This window comes from Erythrobacter sp. NFXS35 (assembly GCF_040148725.1).
Taxonomy (GTDB): domain Bacteria; phylum Pseudomonadota; class Alphaproteobacteria; order Sphingomonadales; family Sphingomonadaceae; genus Erythrobacter.
On the sequence record NZ_JAGDEB010000002.1, the window covers coordinates 60,317 to 80,407 of the forward strand.

A 20,091-nucleotide genomic window follows, 5' to 3' on the forward strand; every position below is an offset into this window, starting at 1 on the left:
CGGCCCTTAGGCGAAGACGACTTCCATCCCTCGCCCGGGCAGTGTCGGAAACCGGTTGAGCGGGATTGACAGGTCCTGCCGGGGTACGCCCCATGTCGCCTTGCCCAGCAGCACGGCCGCGCGGGCGATCAGCGCGATCGTGAACCATTCGCCCGGACATCGGTGATCCGCGGCGTGATCGCCCGCTCCCTGCGGCACCAGCGCGAAGGACGACGGATCGGCAGCAATGAAACGCTGCGGCCGGAAGGCGTGCGGATCATCCCACAAGGCGGGATCGTGGTTGGTCGCGTGGAGGCCGAGCAGCACCCAGTCGTCTTGCGCGAAGGTGTGGCCGTGCCATGCGAACGGCCGGCGCACCGTCCCGCCGATTACCGGGAAGAAGGGATAGAAGCGCCGGACCTCGTCGGCAAAGGCGGGCGCGCGCGCTTCCGGGTCCTCCGCCAGCCACTGCGCGGCGTCCGTATGCTGATGCAGCGCCAGCGCGGCGAAGGTGATGAAGCGCGCAATCGCCACTGTCGGGCGCACCAGATTGAGCAGTTCCACCGCTGCCGCCTCGGGATCGAGCAGATTGCCGCCGGGATCGCGATGATGGGCCAGCACCCCCACCGGCGTGGCGGTTTCGCGGCGCTCGCGCGCTGTCAGGACCGCACGCCGCGCCCAGATTTCCGACCGCTGCCGCAGCATCAGCGCGCCCAGCACGCTGGGGCCGATCGCCCCGGCAGAACCGATCATCGCCGCCATTTCCTCGGTGCGGCGGGCCAGCGCGCGGCCCCGCACCGGCACCCCGGCCCAATCACAGGCCGCCTTGCACAGCAATTGCTGCATCTCGTCATGCAGCACCACCGAAGGCCGCGCGCACCAGCCCGGCAGCGCATCGTGCCACGCCGCCTCGAACCGATCGGTGATCGCCGCCACCGCAGGCCCGGTCAGCAGCGACAGTAACATCGCCTTGCGCGCGCGGTGATGCAGCCCGTCGAGCGACTGCACGCTGCCCTTGTCCTGCAACAGCCGCAGAGTGGTGGGCGGCATGGCGCCGCTGCGGGTGAAGTGCTCGCCATCGTAGAACTGCGCGGCAGCCTCCGCGCCGCGCATGCACACCACCTCGCGCAGCATGATGCGGGTGCGAAAGGCATCGGCGCCGATTTCGCGGCAGCGGTTGCCGACGAACGCGTAACCTTCACGCTTGAAGGCGAGCGTGCTGTCGAACGCGGCGAGGCGGGGGATCGACATGGCGCGTTCCTCCTCAGTCTCCCGCGCGGCCGGCATATTGATCGACCGCCCCGGCCATTTCGACGAGGGTCTGCTCCATGCTCTTGCTGCCATAGGGCCAGAAACGATCCTTCTCGCCGCGGTCCCAGGCCTCGCGCAGGTCCCGCTTCGTCAGATCCCAGTCGCCGCGTATGGCGCGGGTCGCCTCGCGCAGGTCGCGGTGCAGATCGGCCATCGACGGGCGGCCCCAGTAATAATAGCCATTGTAGACCGACTGGATTTCCAGCCCCGGCTTCAGCACCAGCGTGTGCGGGATCATCACGTCATGTTCGGTATCGGTATATTCCGCGATCCCGAAATCGCGCTGCACCTGCCGTTCCTCGTCGAGCAGGAACGGAAAGTGCGCGCCCAGCTGCTGGCGCATATTGTTGGCGGTGTGCCAATCGTCGGTTGTGATCGCAACGATATGCGTGAAGCCGACCACCAGCTGCGGGTGAAAGCGCACCAGTTCCTGGAAATGCTGCCGGTCCTTCGGGCAGAATGCGCCGCGGGTGAGTACCACCACCATCGTCTGGTCGCTCTGCAGATCGGACAATCGCCGCTTCACCCCGGTGTGATCGGGAAAGACATAATCCGGAAAGCGTGTCCCCGGCTCAAGCGCGCCGGGGTGGTGGCGGGGCTGGGCCATACGGCTGTTCTCCTGCAATGCAGGCTGCAATAGGCCGCAGTCCCGATGCGCGCACCACAACCTGCATCAAGTGAGATGTGGCCAGGCGTCGCACGCAGCAACCCAATTACCGGGCAAAGTCGGCGCGATCACGCCGAAGGCTGTGCAATCAGGGCCTGGGAAATCGAAGGTTGCGGCCCAAAGGTCACCCGCCTGCCACACCGGCCTTGCAGGCAAACGGCGGCTTCTGGGGGAGGGGCTGATGGCGGCGAATGGCGGAAAGTGGGTGGGAAGCGGACATGAAACCGCATCCGATGCCTTCAAGAACCTACTTTGCCGATTTTCGGTCCCAGAAGAGAAAGGTGAAGACCGCTGCTAAAAGCACTGTCCGCAAAGCCAAAACAGGAACGTCGATCACGGAGCGCTCCTCCTTTTGCAGCTACTAAGCAGCTTGAAAAAACTCAGTTATCACTCCCTCCTTATCTATACAAAACTTCACTGAGCCACCCAACCCAACCGAAGCAGGAGTAAAGACAACGCATCTCTCCGCTCCTTGCTGAAGATTTCTGTTCAGAAGTGCGCAGTAATATTCGTTGTACGCTAGGAACGCGCCAACTCGTTCACCTTCGTAACGGTACTTCAAATAAGCTTTAGCGGAACGATCCGATAACAAATCATAATCAGGATAAAGTTTTTCTGCGTGGGAGCATGCTTCATAATGGTCGAATTTTAGATGTTCAGAGTAAGTCTTGTCATCGGTTTCTACCGGCCTCCCCGTTACCTCGTCACTTTCACATGAGGCGCAAGCTATCGCAGAGAGAACTAACAGCGGAATTTTCATCAGTTTTCTCCGACCGTACATGATACGGTTGAACCCCTCTCAGCCGCTGTCACGGGAAATCCGAAGCCGCTCGCAAGAGCAGCACCCATTAGGCGCCAACGGTCCGCATCCTACTACCGCTAGACAAAATTATCAGTGTTGAATGCTTTTTCGTCAAGATCTGACCACCGGTGCCAGATCAACCCAACTTCCTCGAATGGCGTCGTTTACTGAACGGCAGGTTTTGTTGCGGTGCCGCCCCTTCCCGCCGCGGCGTACGCGCTTTTCGGCTAGCGGGCAAACTCCGCTTTCCTACCTTGCCGGGCGGCGGCAGGTTCATTGGCATGATCGATCGGCCCCTTCCGTCCCATGACCGTCAGCCCGCCGAAAGGCGCTTTGGCGAGGGCGGTTTTTACGCTTCTGGACAGTGTCTCATGTGTCTCCAACAGGCCCGCAGATGAACGGCTCTGGGCGCCGGAACCCGGCCCCTTCTCGACCCGGTGGGCAAGATGCGTATGGATAGGGTAGGTCGTGCAATACTAGGGATGGTCGCAAGCCTTCTGACAAGGGCAAGCCTTCTGACAAGGAACGTCCGATGAAACAGCGCCTCATCAACCTGCTGCCGCCTGTGACCATCGCCGCAGTGCTCGCCTTCTGGGCGTTCGCGCCGGAAAGCTGGGTCGCAGCGCCGTGGACGATCATCGTCGTCGGTCTTGCCGTGCTCGCCTTCGTGCAACTGCTCGAACTGGTGTTCGAACGCCACGAAAGCTGGCGCATCACCGGCAAGGAACTCGCGACAGATGTCTTCTACGTCGCCTTCGGTTACGGCGTGATCGGCACGCTGAGCGAACTGCTGGTGAACGAACCGATGATGGAGTTGAAGCAGTCGCTCGGCATCGCGACCCCGTGGCTGGCAGAACTGCCGTTCCTGGTGCAGGTCGGAATCGTGATGCTGGTGTTCGAATTCGGCCAGTACTGGATGCACCGCGCGATGCATAACTGGCATCCGCTGTGGCTGACCCATGCGCCGCATCACCACATCACGCAGCTGAACGCGATGAAGGGGTTCATCGGCAATCCGATCGAACTGTTCCTGATCGGGCTGAGCGTGATCGCGCTGCTCGATGTCGATCTCAATGCGCTGTTCGCGGCGTTCAGCAGCCTCGGCGTGATCGCCACCTATGCCCACGCCAATGTCCGCGCCGATCCGCCGATCTGGTTCGGGTTTGTCTTCACCACCATCCGCAACCACAGCCTGCATCACACTGCGCTGAGTTACGAGGATACGCGCTGCAATTACGGCAACAGCGTGATCCTGTGGGACCGAGTGTTCGGCACCTACCGCGAAGGCGAATCCGAGGTGGTCGGGCAGGACGATCGCAAACGGCTGTCGATCAGGGAGCAATGGCTGTTCCCGTTCCGCCCGCCGGTCACCCAGCCCGCCGAAGAAGCGGCGCAATCGTAACGCGCTGCCTCAAAAGCCGTAGCGCAGGCCCAGCCACACGGTGCGCGGCACGCCGAGGTCGATCGAACCGCCCTGATTGCGGGTCACGATCGTCTCGTCGGTCAGGTTCTCGCCCCGCAGCACGAGTGACAGCTTGTCGACGAGCGGCGCGGCCAGGAAGGCATCCAGCGTGGTCGCAGCGGGCAGCACGTCGCTTTCCAGATCGTCCTCGAACTGGGCGGAAACATGGCGTAGCGTGCCTGCCACCTGCCAACCGGCGACGGGCTGCCAGCCGAGGGTGAGCGTAGCGGCAAATTCGGGGGTTTGCGTGGGGCGGTTGCCGTCGAGATCGAGCGAAGCGCCCTGCCCTCGCACTTCGGCATCGGTCCAGGCGAGTGCGCCATCGAGGCTGACCGCGCCGACCTTTGCCGCGACGCTCGCCTCGATCCCGCGCGCCTCGATCGCGGGCAGGTTCTGCCGCTGGCGCAGGTTGGGGGCGATGGTGACGTTGGCAATGGCGTTCTCGACCGCGTTATCGAAGGCGGTGAGGGAGAACACCACGGCGTTGACCGGCTGCCAGTCGAAGCCGACCTCGATGCCCTCCAGCCGCTCGTTCTCCAGCGCGGCATTGGCCTGCGTCACCACCGGGAACACCACGAAGGGGCGGTACAGCTCGTTCAGGGTCGGCAGGCGCAGCCCGGTATAGGCCGCCACGCGCAGGTCGAGCCGCCGGGTGGCGTAGAACAGCGCGCCTGCCCGCCAGCTGAGCGTCCAGTCGGCGCGGTCGGGGGCGATGATCTCGCTGACCACCGCGCCTGCCGGATCGACCGCGCGGTAGAAGCCATCGGTGATGCTGGTGCGGTCGGCGCGCAGGCCGCCGTTGACGATCAGCGGGCCGATCTGCCAGTCGTCCTCGATGAACAGGCCGAGGTTCTCGGTCGCCCCTCCCGCGCGGCGGCGTTCGGTGATGCTGCCGGTGAAGGCGCTGATCGCGTCCTCCTGCAGCTCCCCGTCGGCGCGGCGGTAATCGGCACCGATGCGGATGTCGTGCCCTTCGAGCAGCGGCGGGCGCAGTTCGAACTTGCCGCCGATCCCGGTCGACGGCGTGCGGCGCTGGTCGAGCACCGGGGTGAAGCGGGTGGAGGAGATCACCACATTGCCGAAGTCGCGCGCCTGCACATAGGCAAGCGCATCGAACTGCCACTCGCCGCGCCCGACGATGCGCAAGCTGGCCTCCTGCCCTTCGCTGAGCGAATCCGCGCCTTCGAAGCGCAGCGTGCGGGTATCGCGGAAGGCGGCGACGCGCGCCTGCAATTCCACATCGCCGGTCAGAGGAGCGACCCCGCGCAGGGCGGCGTTCCAGCTGTCGAACCCGGCGCGGGCGGTGGCGGGGACGCGCTGATCCTCGGGCGTGGTGAAGAACCCCTGCCCGCGGTCCCAGCGCCCGCTCGCTACGGCAAAGCCGCTGCCGAGCCGCTGGGTCAGCACGCCGCTCGCTTCGGTTTCGGCGCGGTCGTTGATGGCGGCGCTGCCGAGGAATGGCCCGGTCGCGGACGGGTCGGCGCTGTCCAGCTCAATCGTGCCCGCCAGCGCGCCCGCACCGAACGGACCCGAGCCGCCGCCGCGCGTCACCCTGATCTGGCCCAGCGTTTCGGGCGGAACCGCCGACAGCGGGATGTAGCCGAAGAACGGATCGGCCAGCGGCACCCCGTCGAGCAGCACCAGCGCGCGGCTGGTGGCGTTGCCGCCCAATGCGCGCAGGGTGACGCCTTGCGCGCTGGGGTTCGATGAACGGCTATCCGAACGGCGAAATTGCTGGAAGCCGGCGACATTGCGCAGCACATCCTCGATCCGGCCCGAGGGGCTGGAGACGATCGTCTCGCGTTCAATGATGGTGGTCGCATAGATCCCGCTCGACAATGCGGGCTCCAGCCCGCGTCCGGTCACGATGATCTCGGGCTTGGTTTCGGCTTCGGCCGGCTCCTGCTCCGGCGATTGCTCCTCCGCGGCGAGCGGCGCGCCCAAGGGCAGAGACAGCGCCAGGACGGAGACACAGACAGACAGGCGCAGCATCATTGGCATCGAACAACCTTCAGGTGATTTCTTCGTGATCGGGCGCGCACCGCAGGCGGCGCGGAACCGGGCGGGTATCCGGCCCTGATCATGCGTTCTCGAACGGCGGGATATCCGGCATTCGCCCGGATGAAAAGCGCGGAGCGGCAACTCGGCGCGATTGCAGCCCTGCTGGACGCCCGGCAGCACCGGATGCGCTCAGCGGGACACCCCGCCAACCCCGTTAGCCCGAATGGGCGGCAATCCATTCTTCCACCACCGGCGCGACCTTGGTGCGCCAACGGCTGCCGTTGAAGATGCCGTAATGTCCGGCGCCTTCGGCCATGTAATAGCGTTTCTTCGCTGCGGGCAGTTTCGGCGTCAGCTTGAGCGCCGCCTTGGTCTGGCCGAGGCCCGAGATATCGTCTCGCTCGCCTTCGATGGCGAGCAGCGCGGTATCGGTGATCTGCTTGATGTCGACCAGTTCGCCCTTGTGGCGGAACTCGGCTTTAGGGATCGAATGCTTCTGGAACACTTCTTCCACGGTCTGGAGGTAGAACTCCGCCGTCATGTCGCACACGCTACGATATTCGTCGTAGAAATCCTTCGTCGCCTGCGCGCTCGCATCGTCGCCAACGGTGAGGTGTTTGTACATCTCGTAATGGCTCATCATGTGGCTAGACAGGTTCATGCTCATGAACGCGTTAAGCTGCATGAAGCCGGGATAGACGCGGCGGCCCGCACCTGCATATTTCGCAGGCACCGTCGCGATTACGCTCTGGCGGAACCATTCGATCGGGCGCTGCATCGCCATGTTGTTGACCGCGGTGGGACATTCGCGGGTGTCGATCGGCCCGCCCATCATCGTCAGCGTTGCAGGCGTTGCGGGCGAGTTGTGCAGGTTCATCAGCGCGGTCGCGGCGAAGGCGGGCACGCTTGGCTGGCACACTGCCATCATGTGGATGCGCTGACCGCCTGCTTCCCCATGGATGTGTTCGGCGAATTCGATCAGGTAATCGATATATTCGTCGAGATCGAAATTGCCTGCATCAGTCGGCACCATCTTGGCATCGGCCCAATCGGTGACGAACACCTCGCAGCTTTCCAGCATCCGTTCCACCGTGCCGCGCAGCAGGGTGGCGTAATGGCCGCTCATCGGCGCGACGATCAACAGGCGCGGGCGATCTTCAGGGGTGCCTTCGACGCGGAAGCGCAGCAGATCGCCGAATGGACGCTTCAACGCGGTGGTTTCGGTAACCGCATGGGTCTTGCCGCCGATTTCGACGGTTTCGATCCCGAACGCGGGCTTGCCGTAATGCGCGGTCGCATGGGCGAACACTTCCAGCGCGTTGGCAACCATCGGCCCCATGCCCATGTAACCGAGCGGATTGGCGGGGTTCGACAGCATGCCCGAGCTGATCGAGGCGAGCGCGCTGGCGCTGTTCATCCAGCTGCGCTGCAGTTCATAGGCGTGGTAAAGCATCGTGTGGCCCTCCGGCATCGCGAACAATTTGCGCCGCTTGGCGGGGCGCTTGGTGCCTCAGATGGCCCTTTGCGCCCTATTGTGCAATGCACAATTGCGCCACTGCGGGCCAGCCGCAGGGCCACCGCGCAGGGGACAGCGCAGCACCGTACCGATTTTTGCACGTGAAATTCGCCTGCGTTAAGGCTAGGGCGGCGCGGATATGCATGGCGAACCTCAGACGCGCGGACCTTCCGAAGACCAGCCCGATAGCGGCAGTGAGCCGTCTGCCCTGCCGGAAGTTGTGGTCGATGTGGCGGTTGCGGTGGACGAAGACGCGCCGCGTTCGCGCTCGCTGGCGCCCTTGCAGATGGTATTCGGCGCAGCGAAACATTACCCGCGCCAGATCGCTTTGGCGCTGCTGGCGTTGGTGATCACATCGGCGGCAACGCTGGCGATTCCGTGGCGGTTCAAGGTCATTATCGACGAGGCATTCGGTGGTGGCGCGACCCCCGATGGCATCGGACACGCCTTCCAGTACCTGCTGATGATCGTGGTGATCCTCGGCATCGGCACGGCGCTGCGGTTCTATTTCGTCAGCTGGCTTGGTGAGCGCGTGGTGGCCGATATCCGCCTGAAGGTGCAGCACAACCTGCTGCGGCTTTCGCCCGGTTTCTACGAGGTCAACAGCCCCAAAGAAATATCCAGCCGGATGACGAGCGATACCGCGATCATCGAGAACGTGGTCGGCACCACCATTTCCGTCGCGCTGCGCAATTCGCTAACCGCGATCGGCGGGATCGGGTTGCTGATCTTTATTGCGCCTTCGCTGACGCTCGGATTGCTGATCGGCATTCCGCTGGTTATTGCGCCAATCGTGTTTTTCGGGCGCAAGATCCGTACAGTTTCGCGAACCAGTCAGGATCGGATCGCGGATGTCGGTGCCTATGTGACCGAAGTGCTGGCGGCGATGAAAATCGTGCAGAGCTTCGGGCAGGAGCGGCGCGAAAGCGAGCGATTTGCGGGCGTGGTGGAGGAAACCTTCGCGGTTGCCCGGAAGCGCATCATCTTGCGCGCGGCGATGACATCGGTGGTGATCCTGCTGGTGTTCGGGGCGATCACGCTGGCAATGTGGCGCGGCGCGCTGGCGGTAAATCAAGGCACGATTACACCAGGGGATATGGGCTTTTTCGTCTTCGTCGGGATTCTCGTGGCAGGCGCGTTGGGTTCGCTCACCGAGGTTTACGGCGATCTTCTGCGCGGGGCGGGCGCGGCGAGCCGGCTGGCCGAACTGCTCGAATCCCGGCCCGAAATCGCAGCCCCTGCACGGCCCGAACGCCTGCCCGAACCGGCGCGCGGCAGCCTCAGCTTCCGCAATGTCACCTTCCGCTATCCGGCGCGGCCAGAGGTGGCGGCGCTGAAGGATTTCACGCTCGAGATCGAACCGGGCGAGACGGTCGCCATCGTCGGTCCTTCGGGCGCGGGCAAAAGCACGATTTTCCAGCTGGTCGAACGGTTCTACGATCCGCAGGTCGGCACCATTCGATTGGACGGCGTGCCGCTGACCAGCGCCGATCCCGGCGATATCCGCGCGCGCCTCGCGCTGGTGCCGCAGGACGGGGTGCTGTTCAGCGCCAATGCCCGTGACAACCTGCGCTATGGCAAGTGGGACGCCACCGACGAACAGATCTGGGACGCGGCGCGCGCCGCCAACGCCGAAAGCTTCATCAAGGCGCTGCCGCAAGGCCTCGATACCTATCTGGGTGAAGGCGGAACGCAGCTTTCGGGCGGGCAGCAACAGCGCGTCGCCATTGCCCGCGCGCTGCTGCGCGATGCCCCGATCCTGCTGCTCGACGAAGCGACCAGCGCGCTGGATGCCGAAAGCGAACAGCTGGTGCAGCAGGCGCTCGAAAAGCTGATGGCGCAGCGCACCACGCTGGTGATCGCCCACCGCCTCGCCACGGTGCGCGCGGCAGACCGGATTGTGGTGCTGGAGGACGGCCGGATCGTCGAACAGGGCACGCATGATGCCTTGAGCAAGGCGGGCGGCCTTTATGCGCGGCTCGCCCGGCTGCAATTCGCCGACGCGGCGGCCTGAACCCGCCCGTTTTTCGACGAAATGTCGCTTTCGCCGGATAAACGGCAACCTGTGGCCTGATGCGGCGTTAATGTGACACTATCTAAAGCCTGCACCAGTTTTTCAGGGACTTCATACATGATCCAAAAGACCGCCGCCTTCTTGGGCGCCAGCCTGTTCGCGCTCGCGCTGACTTCGCCTGCTATCGCCGGTGACGATACCCACGGTCACGCAGCCGGTATCGAATTGCTGCTGGACGACAGCGAAGACACTGCATCCGCGCTCCCTACAATGAGCTTCGGCGAGTGGGGCGTGGACCCCGATCTGCTCGCCGCCGACGTGAAGCCGGGTGACGATTTCAACGCCTATGTCAACGGGCCGTGGATCGCGGCCAACCCGCTGCCGTCCGAATTCAGCCGAATCGGCGCCTTCACCCTGCTCGGCGAGAAAAGCACCGCCGACGTCAAGGCGCTGATGGATGAATTGCTGGCCAAGGATGCGGCCAGCCTGAGCGCGGATGAAGCGCGGATCGTCAACGCCTACAAATCCTATCTCGATACCGCCGCCATTGAAGCGGCAGGGATTGCGCCTGCGCAGCCGTATCTCGACAGGATCTTCAGCGCGACCAGTCTCGATGATCTCGCCATGCTGTGGGCCGAGCCGGGCCTTCCCAGCCCGGTCAGCGGCGGCGTGAGCGTGGATGCCAAGCAGCCCGATCGCCACATCGCTTCGGTCGGGTTCGGCGGACTGGGCCTGCCGGACCGCGATTACTATCTCGACGACAGCGAAAAAGGCCGCAGCATCCAGGCGAAGTACAAGGAATTTCTGACGTTCATTTTGAGCGAGGCGGGCTATCAGGACCCGGCGGCTGCCGCCGAAGCGGTTTATGCCTTCGAAGACCGGATCGCCCGCACCGTCGCATGGGATCGCACCGTGCGGCGCAACCGCGACCTCACCTATAACCTGCTGACCGCCGATGAACTCGCCGCAATCGGAGGCAAGGTGCCGGTGCCTGCGATGCTCGCCGCAATCGGGATTGAGGACAGCCCCGGCTTCGTCGTCAGCCTGATGCCGCCGACGGCAGAGGAGATCGAAGCGCTGGGGCTGGATGATGCGACGCTGGCGAAGATCGGCACCGGTCTGCCGGGGATGTTTGCGCTGCTGAGCGAAACCCCGGTGGCTACCTTGCAGGCGTGGATGGCGGTCGAACTCCTGTCCAACAACGCGGCCGTGCTGCCCAAACGCTTCGACGAAGCCAGCTTCGCGTTCTACGGCAAGACCCTGCGCGGCACGCCCGAACAGCGCCCACGCTGGAAGCGTGCCATCGGCGAATCCGAAGGCCTGCTGGGCGAATTGATCGGCAAGGCCTATGTCGAGCGGTACTTCCCGCCCGAGAACAAGGCGGCGATGGACGAACTGGTCGCGAACCTGCGGATCGCGCTGCGCGAATCGCTCGCCGAGATCGACTGGATGGGCGAAGAAACCAAGACGCAGGCGCGCGCCAAGCTCGACAGTTTCGACCCCAAGATCGGCTACCGCCCCAACTTGGAAACCTATGAAGGGCTCGCCATCACACCGGGCGATCCGATCGCCAACCGCATGGCCGCAGCCAAGTGGGGTCTGGCCGACAATGTCGCGAAACTGGGCCAGCCGATCGACCGGACCGAATGGTTCATGCTGCCGCAGACCGTGAACGCCTATTACAACTCCACCAAGAACGAGATCGTGTTCCCGGCCGGCATCCTGCAACAGCCGTTCTTCGCGCTCTCCAACGATATCGCGGTGAATTACGGCGCAATCGGCGGGGTTATTGGGCACGAGATCGGCCACGGGTTTGACGATCAGGGTTCGAAGTCCGACGCCACCGGCGCCTTGCGCAACTGGTGGACGGATGAGGACCGCAAGGCATTCGATGCGCTGGGCGATCGGCTGGTGGCGCAATACAATGCGTTCTGCCCGCTCGATAACGGCGATACTTGCGTCAATGGCCGCCTGACCCTCGGCGAGAATATCGGGGATGTCGGCGGGCTTTCGATGGCCTACCGCGCTTACAAGATCGCAACCAAGGGCAAGGATGTGCCCGTGATCGACGGCCTGACCGGCGACCAGCGCTTCTTCCTTGCCTGGGCGCAAGTGTGGCGCTCCGCGCAGCGCGAGGAAAACTACCGCAACCGCCTGCGCACCGACAGCCACAGCCCCGAGGAATACCGGGTCAACGGCGTCGTCCGCAATCTGGACGAATGGTACGAAGCCTTCGACGTAAAGCCCGGCGATGCGCTGTATCTGCCCCCGGAAGAGCGCGTGCGCATCTGGTAAAACCACCCGGAGGCCCGCTCCTGCACAAAGGAGCGGGCCTTTTGGTTTGACACTGCCGCACGGCTCGTCAAAGCGCCTCGGCCATGAGCGAAACCATTGTGGCGATCCTGCTCGGCATCCTCGAAGGGCTGACCGAGTTCCTCCCCGTATCATCGACAGGGCATCTGATCCTCGCCAGCGAGCTGTTCGGCTATGATGCCGCGCAGTGGGCGCAGTTCAACATCGTCATCCAGCTGGGCGCGATCCTCGCCGTGGTGGTGACCTATTTCCGCTACCTGTGGGGCATGTTCATCGGCCTGCTCAAGTGGGAGCAGGTGGCGGTGCGGTTTGTGCGCAACCTGCTGGTCGCCTTCATCCCGGCAGCCGTCATCGGCCTGTCGGTGAAAGACCAGATCGACGTGATGCTGGAAAGCCCGTTGGTGGTCGCCTGGGCGCTGCTCGTTGGCGGGATCGCGATGATCGGGCTCGAGAAGAACGTGCGCCCTGGTGCGGACAGCGGCGTGGCCGACATTCCGCTCGCCAAGGTGATCGGCATCGGGTTCATCCAATGCCTCGCGATGATCCCCGGCACCAGCCGTTCGGGCGCGACCATCCTCGGCGCACTGGCGATGGGCGTGGGCCGCAAGACGGCAGCGGAGTTCAGCTTCTTCCTCGCCGTCCCGACCATGCTGGGCGCGGCCACGGTCAAGATCGCATCGGAACCGGAAAAGCTGCTGGCGGGCGGCGGGTTGATCGGCTGGGGCGAAATCGCGCTGGGTCTGATCGCCGCCTTCCTGACCGCACTGGTCGTGATCCGCGCCTTCGTAACCTATGTCGGCCGCTTCGGTTTCGCACCTTTCGGCTACTACCGGATCGTGGTGGGCGGGGCGGCGATTGCGTGGCTGATGCTGCGCTGACCTGCATTGCTCAGGAACCACCGGCGCACAGGGGGGTTTGGGAGTCGAACAGGGCGGTACACGCCCGCACTCCGTGGAGACTCAAGCGAAGATGGCGTTGCTGGTGCTGATCATGTTGGGCGTGACGCTGGGCTGGCTGGCCTCGATCATCGCACGCACCGAAGCACCGGGCGCAATCTTGCGTCAGATCGCGGGCGGCGTGACGGTATCGCTGGTTGCAGGGGTCATAGCCAATGGCGGAACGATGCTGGGCAGCCTCTCGTTCCTCGGCCTTGGCGTTGCGCTGGCAGCGACTGCGGTCGCGCTGGTGCTTTACCACGCGGTTCTGCGGCGGAAGGCAGAAGCCTGACGGGTTCAGCCCCCAAGCCCACAGTGCAGTGCAGTGCAGCCAAAGCTGGCGATGCCTAGATCATCAAAGTCCTAAACCGCCGCCGCCCCGCTGCCGCGCCCGCCGCGCAGGTGGTATTCCTGCGTCCCGCGGTGCAGCACATTGTCGACATCGATCACCGCCGAGTTGGCATAGGTGAAGCCCGCCGGAAGGCTGCGGTACAACCGGTCGAAATCGCGCTCCACCGTCTGGCGGTACAGATCTTCAAAGCTGGGAATGACGAAATAGGTCGGCTGGAGATCACTGATGACATAATCGGTGCGCATCACGCGGTCGACGTTGAGCACGATCCGGTTGGGACTTTGCGCTTCGACTGCGAACCGCGCCTCTGTGGGGCCCGACAGGATGCCCGCGCCATAAGCCCGGATACCGTCGCTCTCCTCGATCAGCCCGAATTCGACCGTGTACCAGTAGAGCGCGCCCAGCGCCTTCAGGCGGTTGTAACGCATCGCCTTCCACCCGGCGCGGCCATATTCCTGCATATAATCGGCATAGACCGGATCGGTCAGCATCGGGACATGGCCGAACACATCGTGGAACACGTCGGGTTCCTGGATGTAGTCGAAGGTTTCGCGGGTGCGAATGAAATTGCCCGCCGGGAAGCGCCGGTTGGCGAGGTGCCAGAAAAAGACGTGATCGGGAATCAGCATCGGCACCGGCACCACGCTCCACCCGGTGAGCGCACCGAGCTCTTCGGACAGCGCACCGAATTCGGGAATGCCGCCGCGCCCCAGATCGAGCTTTTCCAGACCCGCCATGAAGGCGCTTGCGGCGCGACCGGGCAGCACCTCCATCTGGCGGGCGAACAGCTCGTTCCATACCGCGTGGTCCTCGGCGGTATAGTCGGTCTGCTTCGGCTCCAGCCAGTCCTCGCCGACATGGGCGGGCTTTGCGAGCGGCGCGGTAAAGACATCGCCCGACATTTCGGGCAATGTAGTGAAGTCGGGGTCAGGGTGTGCGAGCGTGGCCATATCGTTACAGATGATACTATCACCAGCGCGCTGCAAGGACAAATCGGAGAGGGCGGAAATGGGCATGAAGCGCGGTGAATATCATGATGCGCTCGAACCGCTGACGCATGACCTGGTCAGCATGGCTCGCTGGGTCAGGGCGACCGGCGCGCGGGTGGTGGTGGTCTTCGAAGGGCGCGACACCGCGGGAAAGGGCGGCGCGATCAGCGCAGTGCGCGCCAAGCTCAATCCGCGCCAGTGCCGCACAGTCGCCCTGTCCAAACCGACCGAAGCCGAACTGACCCAGTGGTATTTTCAACGCTATGTCGCTCACTTGCCGTGCGCGGGCGAAATCGTGCTGTTCGATCGGTCATGGTACAACCGCGCCGGGGTGGAAAAGGTGATGGGTTACGCCAGCGCAGCGCAGGTCACAGCGTTCCTCGAACAGGTCCCGGTGTTCGAGAAGCTGCTGGTGGACGATGGCATATTGCTGTTCAAATACTGGCTGGCGACCGATCAGGACCAGCAGGAAGCGCGCCTGCGCGAACGGCTCGACGATCCGCTGAAGCGCTGGAAACTGTCACCGATCGATCTTGCCGCGCGCGAGAAGTATGATGATTATACTGCCGCGCGCGAAGCGATGCTGGCGGCAACCCATACGCCCCATGCACCGTGGACGCTGGTGGACTTCAACGACCAGAAGCGCGGACGACTGACGCTCATCCGCGACCTGCTGGGACGGATTCCCGATACGCATGAGGAACCGCCTGGCATTGATTTCCCCGATCTGGGGCGCGAGCCTGCAAAGGAAAGCTATGGCGTGCTGAAGCCGATTGCGGATTATCCGACCGACTAAAGCGCCGCGCTCGCCTGCGTCACCTGCCGCCCGTCATCCGCGAATGCGGCGAGATCATACCCCTCCTCGCTCTTGCGCATCGCCAGATGCAGCGGTTCGCCTGCGACAGCAGGGGACAGGCCGCGGAATGCGAAGGAGCGCAAGCGGTTCTCGCCCAGTTCGCTGGCGGCGAGTTGCAGCAGCAGGCTCGCAATCAGCGGCCCATGGACGACAAGCCCGCGATACCGCTCGACGTCGTGCGCATAGGGCGCATCGTAATGGATGCGGTGCGTGTTGAAGGTCAGCGCCGAATAGCGGAACAGCAGGCGCGGATCGGGATTGATGGTGCGCTGAGCATCCCAGCCCGCATGATCGAAGCGACCCCCGCTGAGCGGCGGCGGGCTGAGCGGTGCATCGCAGGCAGCCGCCTCGCGATAGACCAGCGTCTGCGTCTCGACCACCGCCAGCGTGCCGTTGGCACGGGTATGGTGCTCGACATCGACAAAGGCGAGCCGGCCCGATCCGCCTTCCTTCTCGCTCACCGAAGCAACCCGGCTGGTGCGCTCGATTACTGCGCCGATGGCGATGGGGGAATTGAAGGCGATTGTCGAGGAGGCCCACATCCGGCGCGGCATGGGAAAGGGTGGCAGGAAGCTGTCGGTACTGTCGTCGCGCGCCGGGTGGCCGTCCTCGCCCAGCTTCGCGGTTGGCGCCTCGGGCGGGCACAGCGCGAAGTGGATACCCTGTGGCATGATCGCCGGGTGCGGCATGGCCAAGTCGAAGGTAGCGAGCCAGCGCATCGCCAGCCCTTGATCGAGCCGTTCGGCCGCGCGGCTCTCGCGCCCGATCCACGCCTCGTAATTCATTCCGCTCGCTCGAACACCGCGGCGATCCCCTGTCCGCCGCCGATGCACATCGTCTCCAGCCCGTAGCGCACATCGCGCCGGTGCATTTCATGCGCCATGTCGGCGAGGATGCGCCCGCCGGTCGCGCCGATGGGATGGCCGAGGCTGATGCCCGATCCGTTGACGTTGAGCATCTCGCGGCGGGAGTCGTCCTCGCTCCAGCCCCAGCCTTTCAGCACGGCGAGCACCTGCGGGGCGAAGGCTTCGTTGAGTTCGACCAGCCCGATATCGTCCCATGAATATCCGCGCCGCGCGAACAGACGCTCCACTGCAGGCACTGGGCCGATACCCATGCGCGAAGGATCGCAGCCCGCCGCCGCCCAGCCGCCGAACCACAGCATCGGGGTGAGCCCGAGTTCCTCCAGCTTGTCCTCCGCCACCACCAGACAGGCGGCGGCCGCATCGTTCTGCTGGCTGGCATTGCCCGCGGTGACGATCGCTTGCGGATCGCGCTTTGCGTCGATGGGCGCAAGCTTGCCGAGCGTCTCCATGCTGGCATCTGTGCGGTAGCCCTCGTCGTGGTCGAATATGACAGGATCCCCCTTCCGCTGAGGGATCGCGACGGGGACGAGCTGATCGGCAAACTTCCCCTCGGTCCAAGCGCGCGCCGCGTTCCGATGGCTGCGCACGGCAAACGCGTCCGCCGCCTCGCGGGTGATGCCGTAATCCTTGGCGAGGTTCTCTGCTGTCTCGATCATCCCGGTGATGACACCGAAACGCTCGACCGGCTGGCTCATCACCCGGCCCCGGCTGAGGCGATCATGCAGCACCATGTCGCCCATCCGCACGCCCCCGCGCGCGGCGAGGGTGTAGTGTTCTACGTTCGACATGCTCTCGACACCGCCCGCGACGACCACATCGGCCATCCCGGTCTCGACCATCATCGCAGCCGTCGCCACTGCCTGCACGCCCGATCCGCAGCGCCGGTCGAGCTGGAAGCCGGGCACTTCAATCGGCAGCCCCGCCGCGAGCCATGCCCAGTGGCCGATAGCCGGGGCCTCGCCATTGCCGTAGCCTTGCGAGAACACGACATCGTCAACGCGTGCGGGATCGATCCCGCTGCGGTCCATCAACGCGCCGAGGATCACCGCGCCAAGTTCTCCCGCGTTCAAGCTGGAAAGCCCGCCAAGGAACTTGCCCACCGGGGTGCGCAGCGGGGTGCAGATGGCGGCTCTTCTGGTCATAGGTCTCTCAATTCCGTCCGGGTTATCTGTTCTTGTCGGAAAGCGCCACCGTGCCCGCATCGACCAGCTTGCCGATCGCGCCCGAAGACAGCCCCAGCCGCTCGGCCAGCACTTCCTCGGAATGCTGGCCGAGGTAGGGCGCAGGCGCGGGATCGCCCGCCTCACGCCCCGGCAGGTTCGCAAAGCTGCGGGTGGCGGGATAGGCAAAGCCGCTGGGATTGGCGGGCGACGGGCCGAACAGCGGGTTGCCTGCCACCAGTTCTGCGTCATTCGCGGCCTCATGCGCGGTGCGATAACGCTCGAAGGTGCAGCCTTCTGCCGCAAGGCGCGCGGCTAGATCGGCATAGTCGAAGCCGTCTGCCGCCTGTTGGAACAGTGCGAACAGCGCTGCCCGGTGCTGAAAACGCGGCGTGTCTCCGTCGGCGAAGCGCACGCCAAGTTCGGCTTCGAGCGCGGCAATCCCCGCGTCCACACCGAACGCCTTGACCAGCCCGTTCCACTGCTTGGGCGTGAGCGCAGCGACCATGAAGCGTGACCCGTCGCGGCTGCGGAAATCCCGCCCGAACGCGCCCCAGATCGCGTTGCCCAGCCGCTCGCGGTCGGCCCCGCGATAGAGCATTTCCGCCATCGTCCCCGAATTAGCGAGCGTGCCGATCGCGACATTGCCCAGCGGCACGCGCACTTCGCTGCCTTCACCCGTGCGGCCCCGGTGGTGGAGCGCCGCGAGCATTGCGAAGGCGCTATAAGCCCCGGTGATGAAGTCCCACGCGGGCAGCACCTGATTGACGGGAGGAGCCGTAGCCGGGTCCCAGTCCTCCGGCCCGCACATCAGCGGGTATCCGGCGGCAGCGTTGACGGTGAAGTCCATCGCCTGGCGCCCATCGTGCCAGCCCATGATGCGCAGGCTGATCATGTCCGCCCGCCGCGCCGCCATCGCCGCATGGGCAAGGAAGCTGCGTTCCGGCAGATTGGTGATGCACTGGCCGGTTTTCGCCGCCAGTTCGACGCACAACTCGCGCCCTTCCCCCGATTGCAGATCGAGCGCGACCGATTTCTTGGCGCGGTTGAGGTTCTCCCAGCTCAGCGAACGCCCCTGGCTGGTCAGCATGTAGCGGTTGTAATCCAGCCCGCCCGCCGTGTGATCGACGCGGATCACCTCCGCCCCCATCTGCGCGCAATACAGCCCCGCCGTTGGCGAAGCGACAAAGCTGGAAACTTCGATGATCGAGAGGTCGTTGAGGAGGTTGTACATCAGTCGCTCAGGCCCACCGCGCTGCGACTAGCCAGCAAGCTGGCAAGTCTCGCGCCCCTCCCGCTTGCGGGAGGGGAATGAAGCTTGGTGAGCGCAGCGAACCTAGCTGCAATGGGGTGGGCATCCGCACCTCAAGCAGTCTCCTTCCACTCGCGCAGCATGTGCTTGGCGATCTGTAGCTGGAGGATCTGCGTGGTGCCCTCGTAAATGCGGTAAATGCGCGCATCGCGGAAGAACCGTTCGGCGTCATATTCGGCCAGATAGCCCGCGCCGCCGTAGACCTGCACCACCCGGTCGACCACCCGGCCGCACATCTCGGAAGCAAACACCTTGAAGGCGGCGGCCTTCACCAGAATGTTCTCCCCCCGGTCAGCGCGCGCGGTGACATCGGCCATCATGCTTTCGGCGGCGTAGATTTCGATCTCGCTGTCGGCGAGCATCGCCTGGATCAGCTGGAAATTGGCGATCGGTTCACCGAAGGCCTTGCGTTCATTGGCATAACGCAGCGCCGAATCGAGCGCGCGGCGGGCATAGCCGGTCGCCGCAGCGCCCACAGAAATGCGCCCGTTATCGAGGCTCTTCATCGCAAAGACAAAGCCCTTGCCGGTTTCCCCGCCGAGCAGCGCGTCACCCGGCACGCGCACATCATCCAGCATGATGTCGGAAATGTGCGATCCCGACTGGCCCATCTTCTTGTCGGGCGATCCGGTTGAAACACCGGCTGCGTTCATCGGGACGAGAAAGGCGGAGACATGCGCGTTCTTGGGCAGCGCCTCCTTTTCGGTGCGCGCCATGATCAGCGCGACATCGGCGTGGGGGGCGTTGGTGATGTAGCGTTTGGTGCCGTTCAAGATCCAGCCATTACCGTCCGGATCGGGCACCGCCGTCGTCTGAAGACCAGCGGAATCGCTGCCCGATCCCGGCTCGGTCAGGCCGAAGCACGCGATCTTGCCCTCGGCGACCTTCGGATACCATTCGGCCTTCTGGGCCTCGGTCGCGCCGTTCTTGAGCGCGCTCGAAAACATGCCGACATTGATCGAGAAGATCGACCGATAGGCCGGCGCGGCATAGGCCATGATGTTAACCACGCGCGCATATTGCGTCATGTTCAGCCCCGCGCCGCCGTATTCTTCGGGCACGCTGAGGCCGAACAGGCCCATGTCGCGCATCTCGTCCACGATTTCCGGCGGGATCGCATCATTGGCGATCACTTGCGGTTCGGCCGGGATCAGCCGTTCGCGGACATAGCGCGTGAGCTGCTCGGCGAATTGCGCGAACACCTCCTCGTCCATGCCGGCATTAAGGGGAGCGGAAAGCGCGCTGGGGGCATTCATGGCAATTACAATCCTTCGGGCGGTGCCGCAGCACCGGCTGGTAAGGTCAGGGCCGATTCACTGGCGGCTTTGCGCCGGAGCGTCGCCCGCGGCTTCGGCAGGGACCGCGCCAGTTGGAGCGGCCTCGGGCGGGAGCGCCTCGGGCGGCAGGCGGCGCTCGTCGAGCATATCCGCCGCATCCTCCAATGCCTCGGCCTCGCCGGGACTCACGCCGCCGGGCGCATCGACCCCGTCGCCCTCACACGCGGCGAGAGCGGGGACGAGCGCGGCGAGGATCAGCAGACGGCGCACGGGTTCGTC

17 protein-coding genes are annotated in these 20,091 nt (G+C 64.5%); 6 read left to right on the top strand and 11 right to left on the bottom strand.

Annotated features, from left to right (window positions below; translation table 11 throughout):
* Positions 1-6: 6 nt before the first annotated feature.
* From J3454_RS07780 to J3454_RS07790, 3 genes are all read right to left on the bottom strand, one after another.
* The gene (locus tag J3454_RS07780) at positions 7-1,230 is read right to left on the bottom strand and encodes a cytochrome P450 (RefSeq protein WP_349513205.1); all 1,224 of its coding nucleotides are present in this window, start codon (positions 1,228-1,230) and stop codon (positions 7-9) included.
* Positions 1,231-1,243: 13 nt separating this feature from the next.
* Positions 1,244-1,897, bottom strand: coding sequence for a redoxin domain-containing protein (locus tag J3454_RS07785; protein ID WP_349513206.1), 654 nt, complete (start codon positions 1,895-1,897; stop codon positions 1,244-1,246).
* Between the two features lie 421 nt (positions 1,898-2,318).
* Positions 2,319-2,717 carry a hypothetical protein gene (locus J3454_RS07790; protein WP_349513207.1) on the bottom strand — a complete coding sequence of 133 codons (399 nt, stop codon included), beginning with the start codon at positions 2,715-2,717 and terminating at the stop codon, positions 2,319-2,321.
* A 574-nt stretch (positions 2,718-3,291) separates the two neighbouring features.
* Here J3454_RS07790 and J3454_RS07795 point away from each other — a divergent pair.
* Positions 3,292-4,161 (top strand): sterol desaturase family protein, encoded by an 870-nt coding sequence (locus tag J3454_RS07795; RefSeq protein WP_349513208.1) that lies wholly within the window; start codon positions 3,292-3,294, stop codon positions 4,159-4,161.
* A gap of 9 nt (positions 4,162-4,170) precedes the next feature.
* On the opposite strand, the gene J3454_RS07800 is transcribed toward J3454_RS07795, so the two are convergent.
* Both J3454_RS07800 and J3454_RS07805 read right to left on the bottom strand, forming a co-directional pair.
* Positions 4,171-6,216: a TonB-dependent receptor plug domain-containing protein gene (locus tag J3454_RS07800; RefSeq protein ID WP_349513911.1), complete on the bottom strand. Its 2,046-nt coding sequence runs from the start codon at positions 6,214-6,216 to the stop codon at positions 4,171-4,173.
* 220 nt (positions 6,217-6,436) lie between these two features.
* Positions 6,437-7,675, bottom strand: a complete 1,239-nt coding sequence (locus J3454_RS07805) for a polyhydroxyalkanoate depolymerase (RefSeq protein ID WP_349513209.1) — start codon at positions 7,673-7,675, stop codon at positions 6,437-6,439.
* Positions 7,676-7,877: 202 nt separating this feature from the next.
* On the opposite strand from J3454_RS07805, the gene J3454_RS07810 reads away from it, so the two are divergent.
* The 4 genes from J3454_RS07810 to J3454_RS07825 all read left to right on the top strand — a co-directional run bounded on the left by J3454_RS07810 (position 7,878) and on the right by J3454_RS07825 (position 13,292).
* Positions 7,878-9,752 carry an ABC transporter transmembrane domain-containing protein gene (locus J3454_RS07810; RefSeq protein WP_349513210.1) on the top strand — a complete coding sequence of 625 codons (1,875 nt, stop codon included), beginning with the start codon at positions 7,878-7,880 and terminating at the stop codon, positions 9,750-9,752.
* A 117-nt stretch (positions 9,753-9,869) separates the two neighbouring features.
* Positions 9,870-12,047 (top strand): M13 family metallopeptidase, encoded by a 2,178-nt coding sequence (locus J3454_RS07815; protein WP_349513211.1) that lies wholly within the window; start codon positions 9,870-9,872, stop codon positions 12,045-12,047.
* 83 nt (positions 12,048-12,130) lie between these two features.
* Positions 12,131-12,943, top strand: a complete 813-nt coding sequence (locus J3454_RS07820) for an undecaprenyl-diphosphate phosphatase (RefSeq protein ID WP_349513212.1) — start codon at positions 12,131-12,133, stop codon at positions 12,941-12,943.
* Between the two features lie 73 nt (positions 12,944-13,016).
* Positions 13,017-13,292 carry a hypothetical protein gene (locus tag J3454_RS07825; protein ID WP_349513213.1) on the top strand — a complete coding sequence of 92 codons (276 nt, stop codon included), beginning with the start codon at positions 13,017-13,019 and terminating at the stop codon, positions 13,290-13,292.
* 71 nt (positions 13,293-13,363) lie between these two features.
* Here J3454_RS07825 and phhA read toward each other — a convergent pair whose 3' ends face one another.
* Positions 13,364-14,302, bottom strand: coding sequence for a phenylalanine 4-monooxygenase (phhA, locus tag J3454_RS07830; protein ID WP_349513214.1), 939 nt, complete (start codon positions 14,300-14,302; stop codon positions 13,364-13,366).
* Between the two features lie 58 nt (positions 14,303-14,360).
* On the opposite strand from phhA, the gene ppk2 reads away from it, so the two are divergent.
* Complete coding sequence (gene ppk2 / locus J3454_RS07835; RefSeq protein ID WP_349513215.1) at positions 14,361-15,137, top strand: polyphosphate kinase 2; 777 nt, start codon at positions 14,361-14,363, stop codon at positions 15,135-15,137.
* On the opposite strand, the gene J3454_RS07840 is transcribed toward ppk2, so the two are convergent.
* The 5 genes from J3454_RS07840 to J3454_RS07860 form a co-directional block, all read right to left on the bottom strand.
* Positions 15,134-15,982, bottom strand: a complete 849-nt coding sequence (locus tag J3454_RS07840; protein ID WP_349513216.1) for an HTD2 family dehydratase — start codon at positions 15,980-15,982, stop codon at positions 15,134-15,136. The two genes, ppk2 and J3454_RS07840, sit on opposite strands and share 4 nt — an antisense overlap.
* Positions 15,979-17,205 carry an acetyl-CoA C-acetyltransferase gene (locus J3454_RS07845; RefSeq protein WP_349513217.1) on the bottom strand — a complete coding sequence of 409 codons (1,227 nt, stop codon included), beginning with the start codon at positions 17,203-17,205 and terminating at the stop codon, positions 15,979-15,981. Before J3454_RS07845 ends, J3454_RS07840 begins: the two co-directional genes overlap by 4 nt.
* 22 nt (positions 17,206-17,227) lie before the next feature.
* Positions 17,228-18,457, bottom strand: a complete 1,230-nt coding sequence (locus J3454_RS07850; RefSeq protein ID WP_349513218.1) for a CoA transferase — start codon at positions 18,455-18,457, stop codon at positions 17,228-17,230.
* A 131-nt stretch (positions 18,458-18,588) separates the two neighbouring features.
* Complete coding sequence (locus tag J3454_RS07855; RefSeq protein WP_349513219.1) at positions 18,589-19,791, bottom strand: acyl-CoA dehydrogenase family protein; 1,203 nt, start codon at positions 19,789-19,791, stop codon at positions 18,589-18,591.
* A 57-nt stretch (positions 19,792-19,848) separates the two neighbouring features.
* Positions 19,849-20,082: a hypothetical protein gene (locus J3454_RS07860; RefSeq protein WP_349513220.1), complete on the bottom strand. Its 234-nt coding sequence runs from the start codon at positions 20,080-20,082 to the stop codon at positions 19,849-19,851.
* Positions 20,083-20,091 lie beyond the last annotated feature (9 nt).

What these genes read in the sequence shown, in the direction of transcription:
- phhA (WP_349513214.1), bottom strand. Translation starts at nt 14,302, where the DNA reads ATGGCCACGCTCGCACACCCTGACCCCGACTTCACTACATTGCCCGAA.
- J3454_RS07780 (WP_349513205.1), bottom strand. Translation starts at nt 1,230, where the DNA reads ATGTCGATCCCCCGCCTCGCCGCGTTCGACAGCACGCTCGCCTTCAAG.
- J3454_RS07840 (WP_349513216.1), bottom strand. Translation starts at nt 15,982, where the DNA reads ATGAATTACGAGGCGTGGATCGGGCGCGAGAGCCGCGCGGCCGAACGG.
- J3454_RS07820 (WP_349513212.1), top strand. Translation starts at nt 12,131, where the DNA reads ATGAGCGAAACCATTGTGGCGATCCTGCTCGGCATCCTCGAAGGGCTG.
- J3454_RS07815 (WP_349513211.1), top strand. Translation starts at nt 9,870, where the DNA reads ATGATCCAAAAGACCGCCGCCTTCTTGGGCGCCAGCCTGTTCGCGCTC.
- J3454_RS07810 (WP_349513210.1), top strand. Translation starts at nt 7,878, where the DNA reads ATGCATGGCGAACCTCAGACGCGCGGACCTTCCGAAGACCAGCCCGAT.
- J3454_RS07805 (WP_349513209.1), bottom strand. Translation starts at nt 7,675, where the DNA reads ATGCTTTACCACGCCTATGAACTGCAGCGCAGCTGGATGAACAGCGCC.
- J3454_RS07785 (WP_349513206.1), bottom strand. Translation starts at nt 1,897, where the DNA reads ATGGCCCAGCCCCGCCACCACCCCGGCGCGCTTGAGCCGGGGACACGC.
- J3454_RS07845 (WP_349513217.1), bottom strand. Translation starts at nt 17,205, where the DNA reads ATGACCAGAAGAGCCGCCATCTGCACCCCGCTGCGCACCCCGGTGGGC.
- J3454_RS07795 (WP_349513208.1), top strand. Translation starts at nt 3,292, where the DNA reads ATGAAACAGCGCCTCATCAACCTGCTGCCGCCTGTGACCATCGCCGCA.
- ppk2 (WP_349513215.1), top strand. Translation starts at nt 14,361, where the DNA reads ATGGGCATGAAGCGCGGTGAATATCATGATGCGCTCGAACCGCTGACG.
- J3454_RS07790 (WP_349513207.1), bottom strand. Translation starts at nt 2,717, where the DNA reads ATGAAAATTCCGCTGTTAGTTCTCTCTGCGATAGCTTGCGCCTCATGT.
- J3454_RS07855 (WP_349513219.1), bottom strand. Translation starts at nt 19,791, where the DNA reads ATGAATGCCCCCAGCGCGCTTTCCGCTCCCCTTAATGCCGGCATGGAC.
- J3454_RS07800 (WP_349513911.1), bottom strand. Translation starts at nt 6,216, where the DNA reads ATGATGCTGCGCCTGTCTGTCTGTGTCTCCGTCCTGGCGCTGTCTCTG.
- J3454_RS07850 (WP_349513218.1), bottom strand. Translation starts at nt 18,457, where the DNA reads ATGTACAACCTCCTCAACGACCTCTCGATCATCGAAGTTTCCAGCTTT.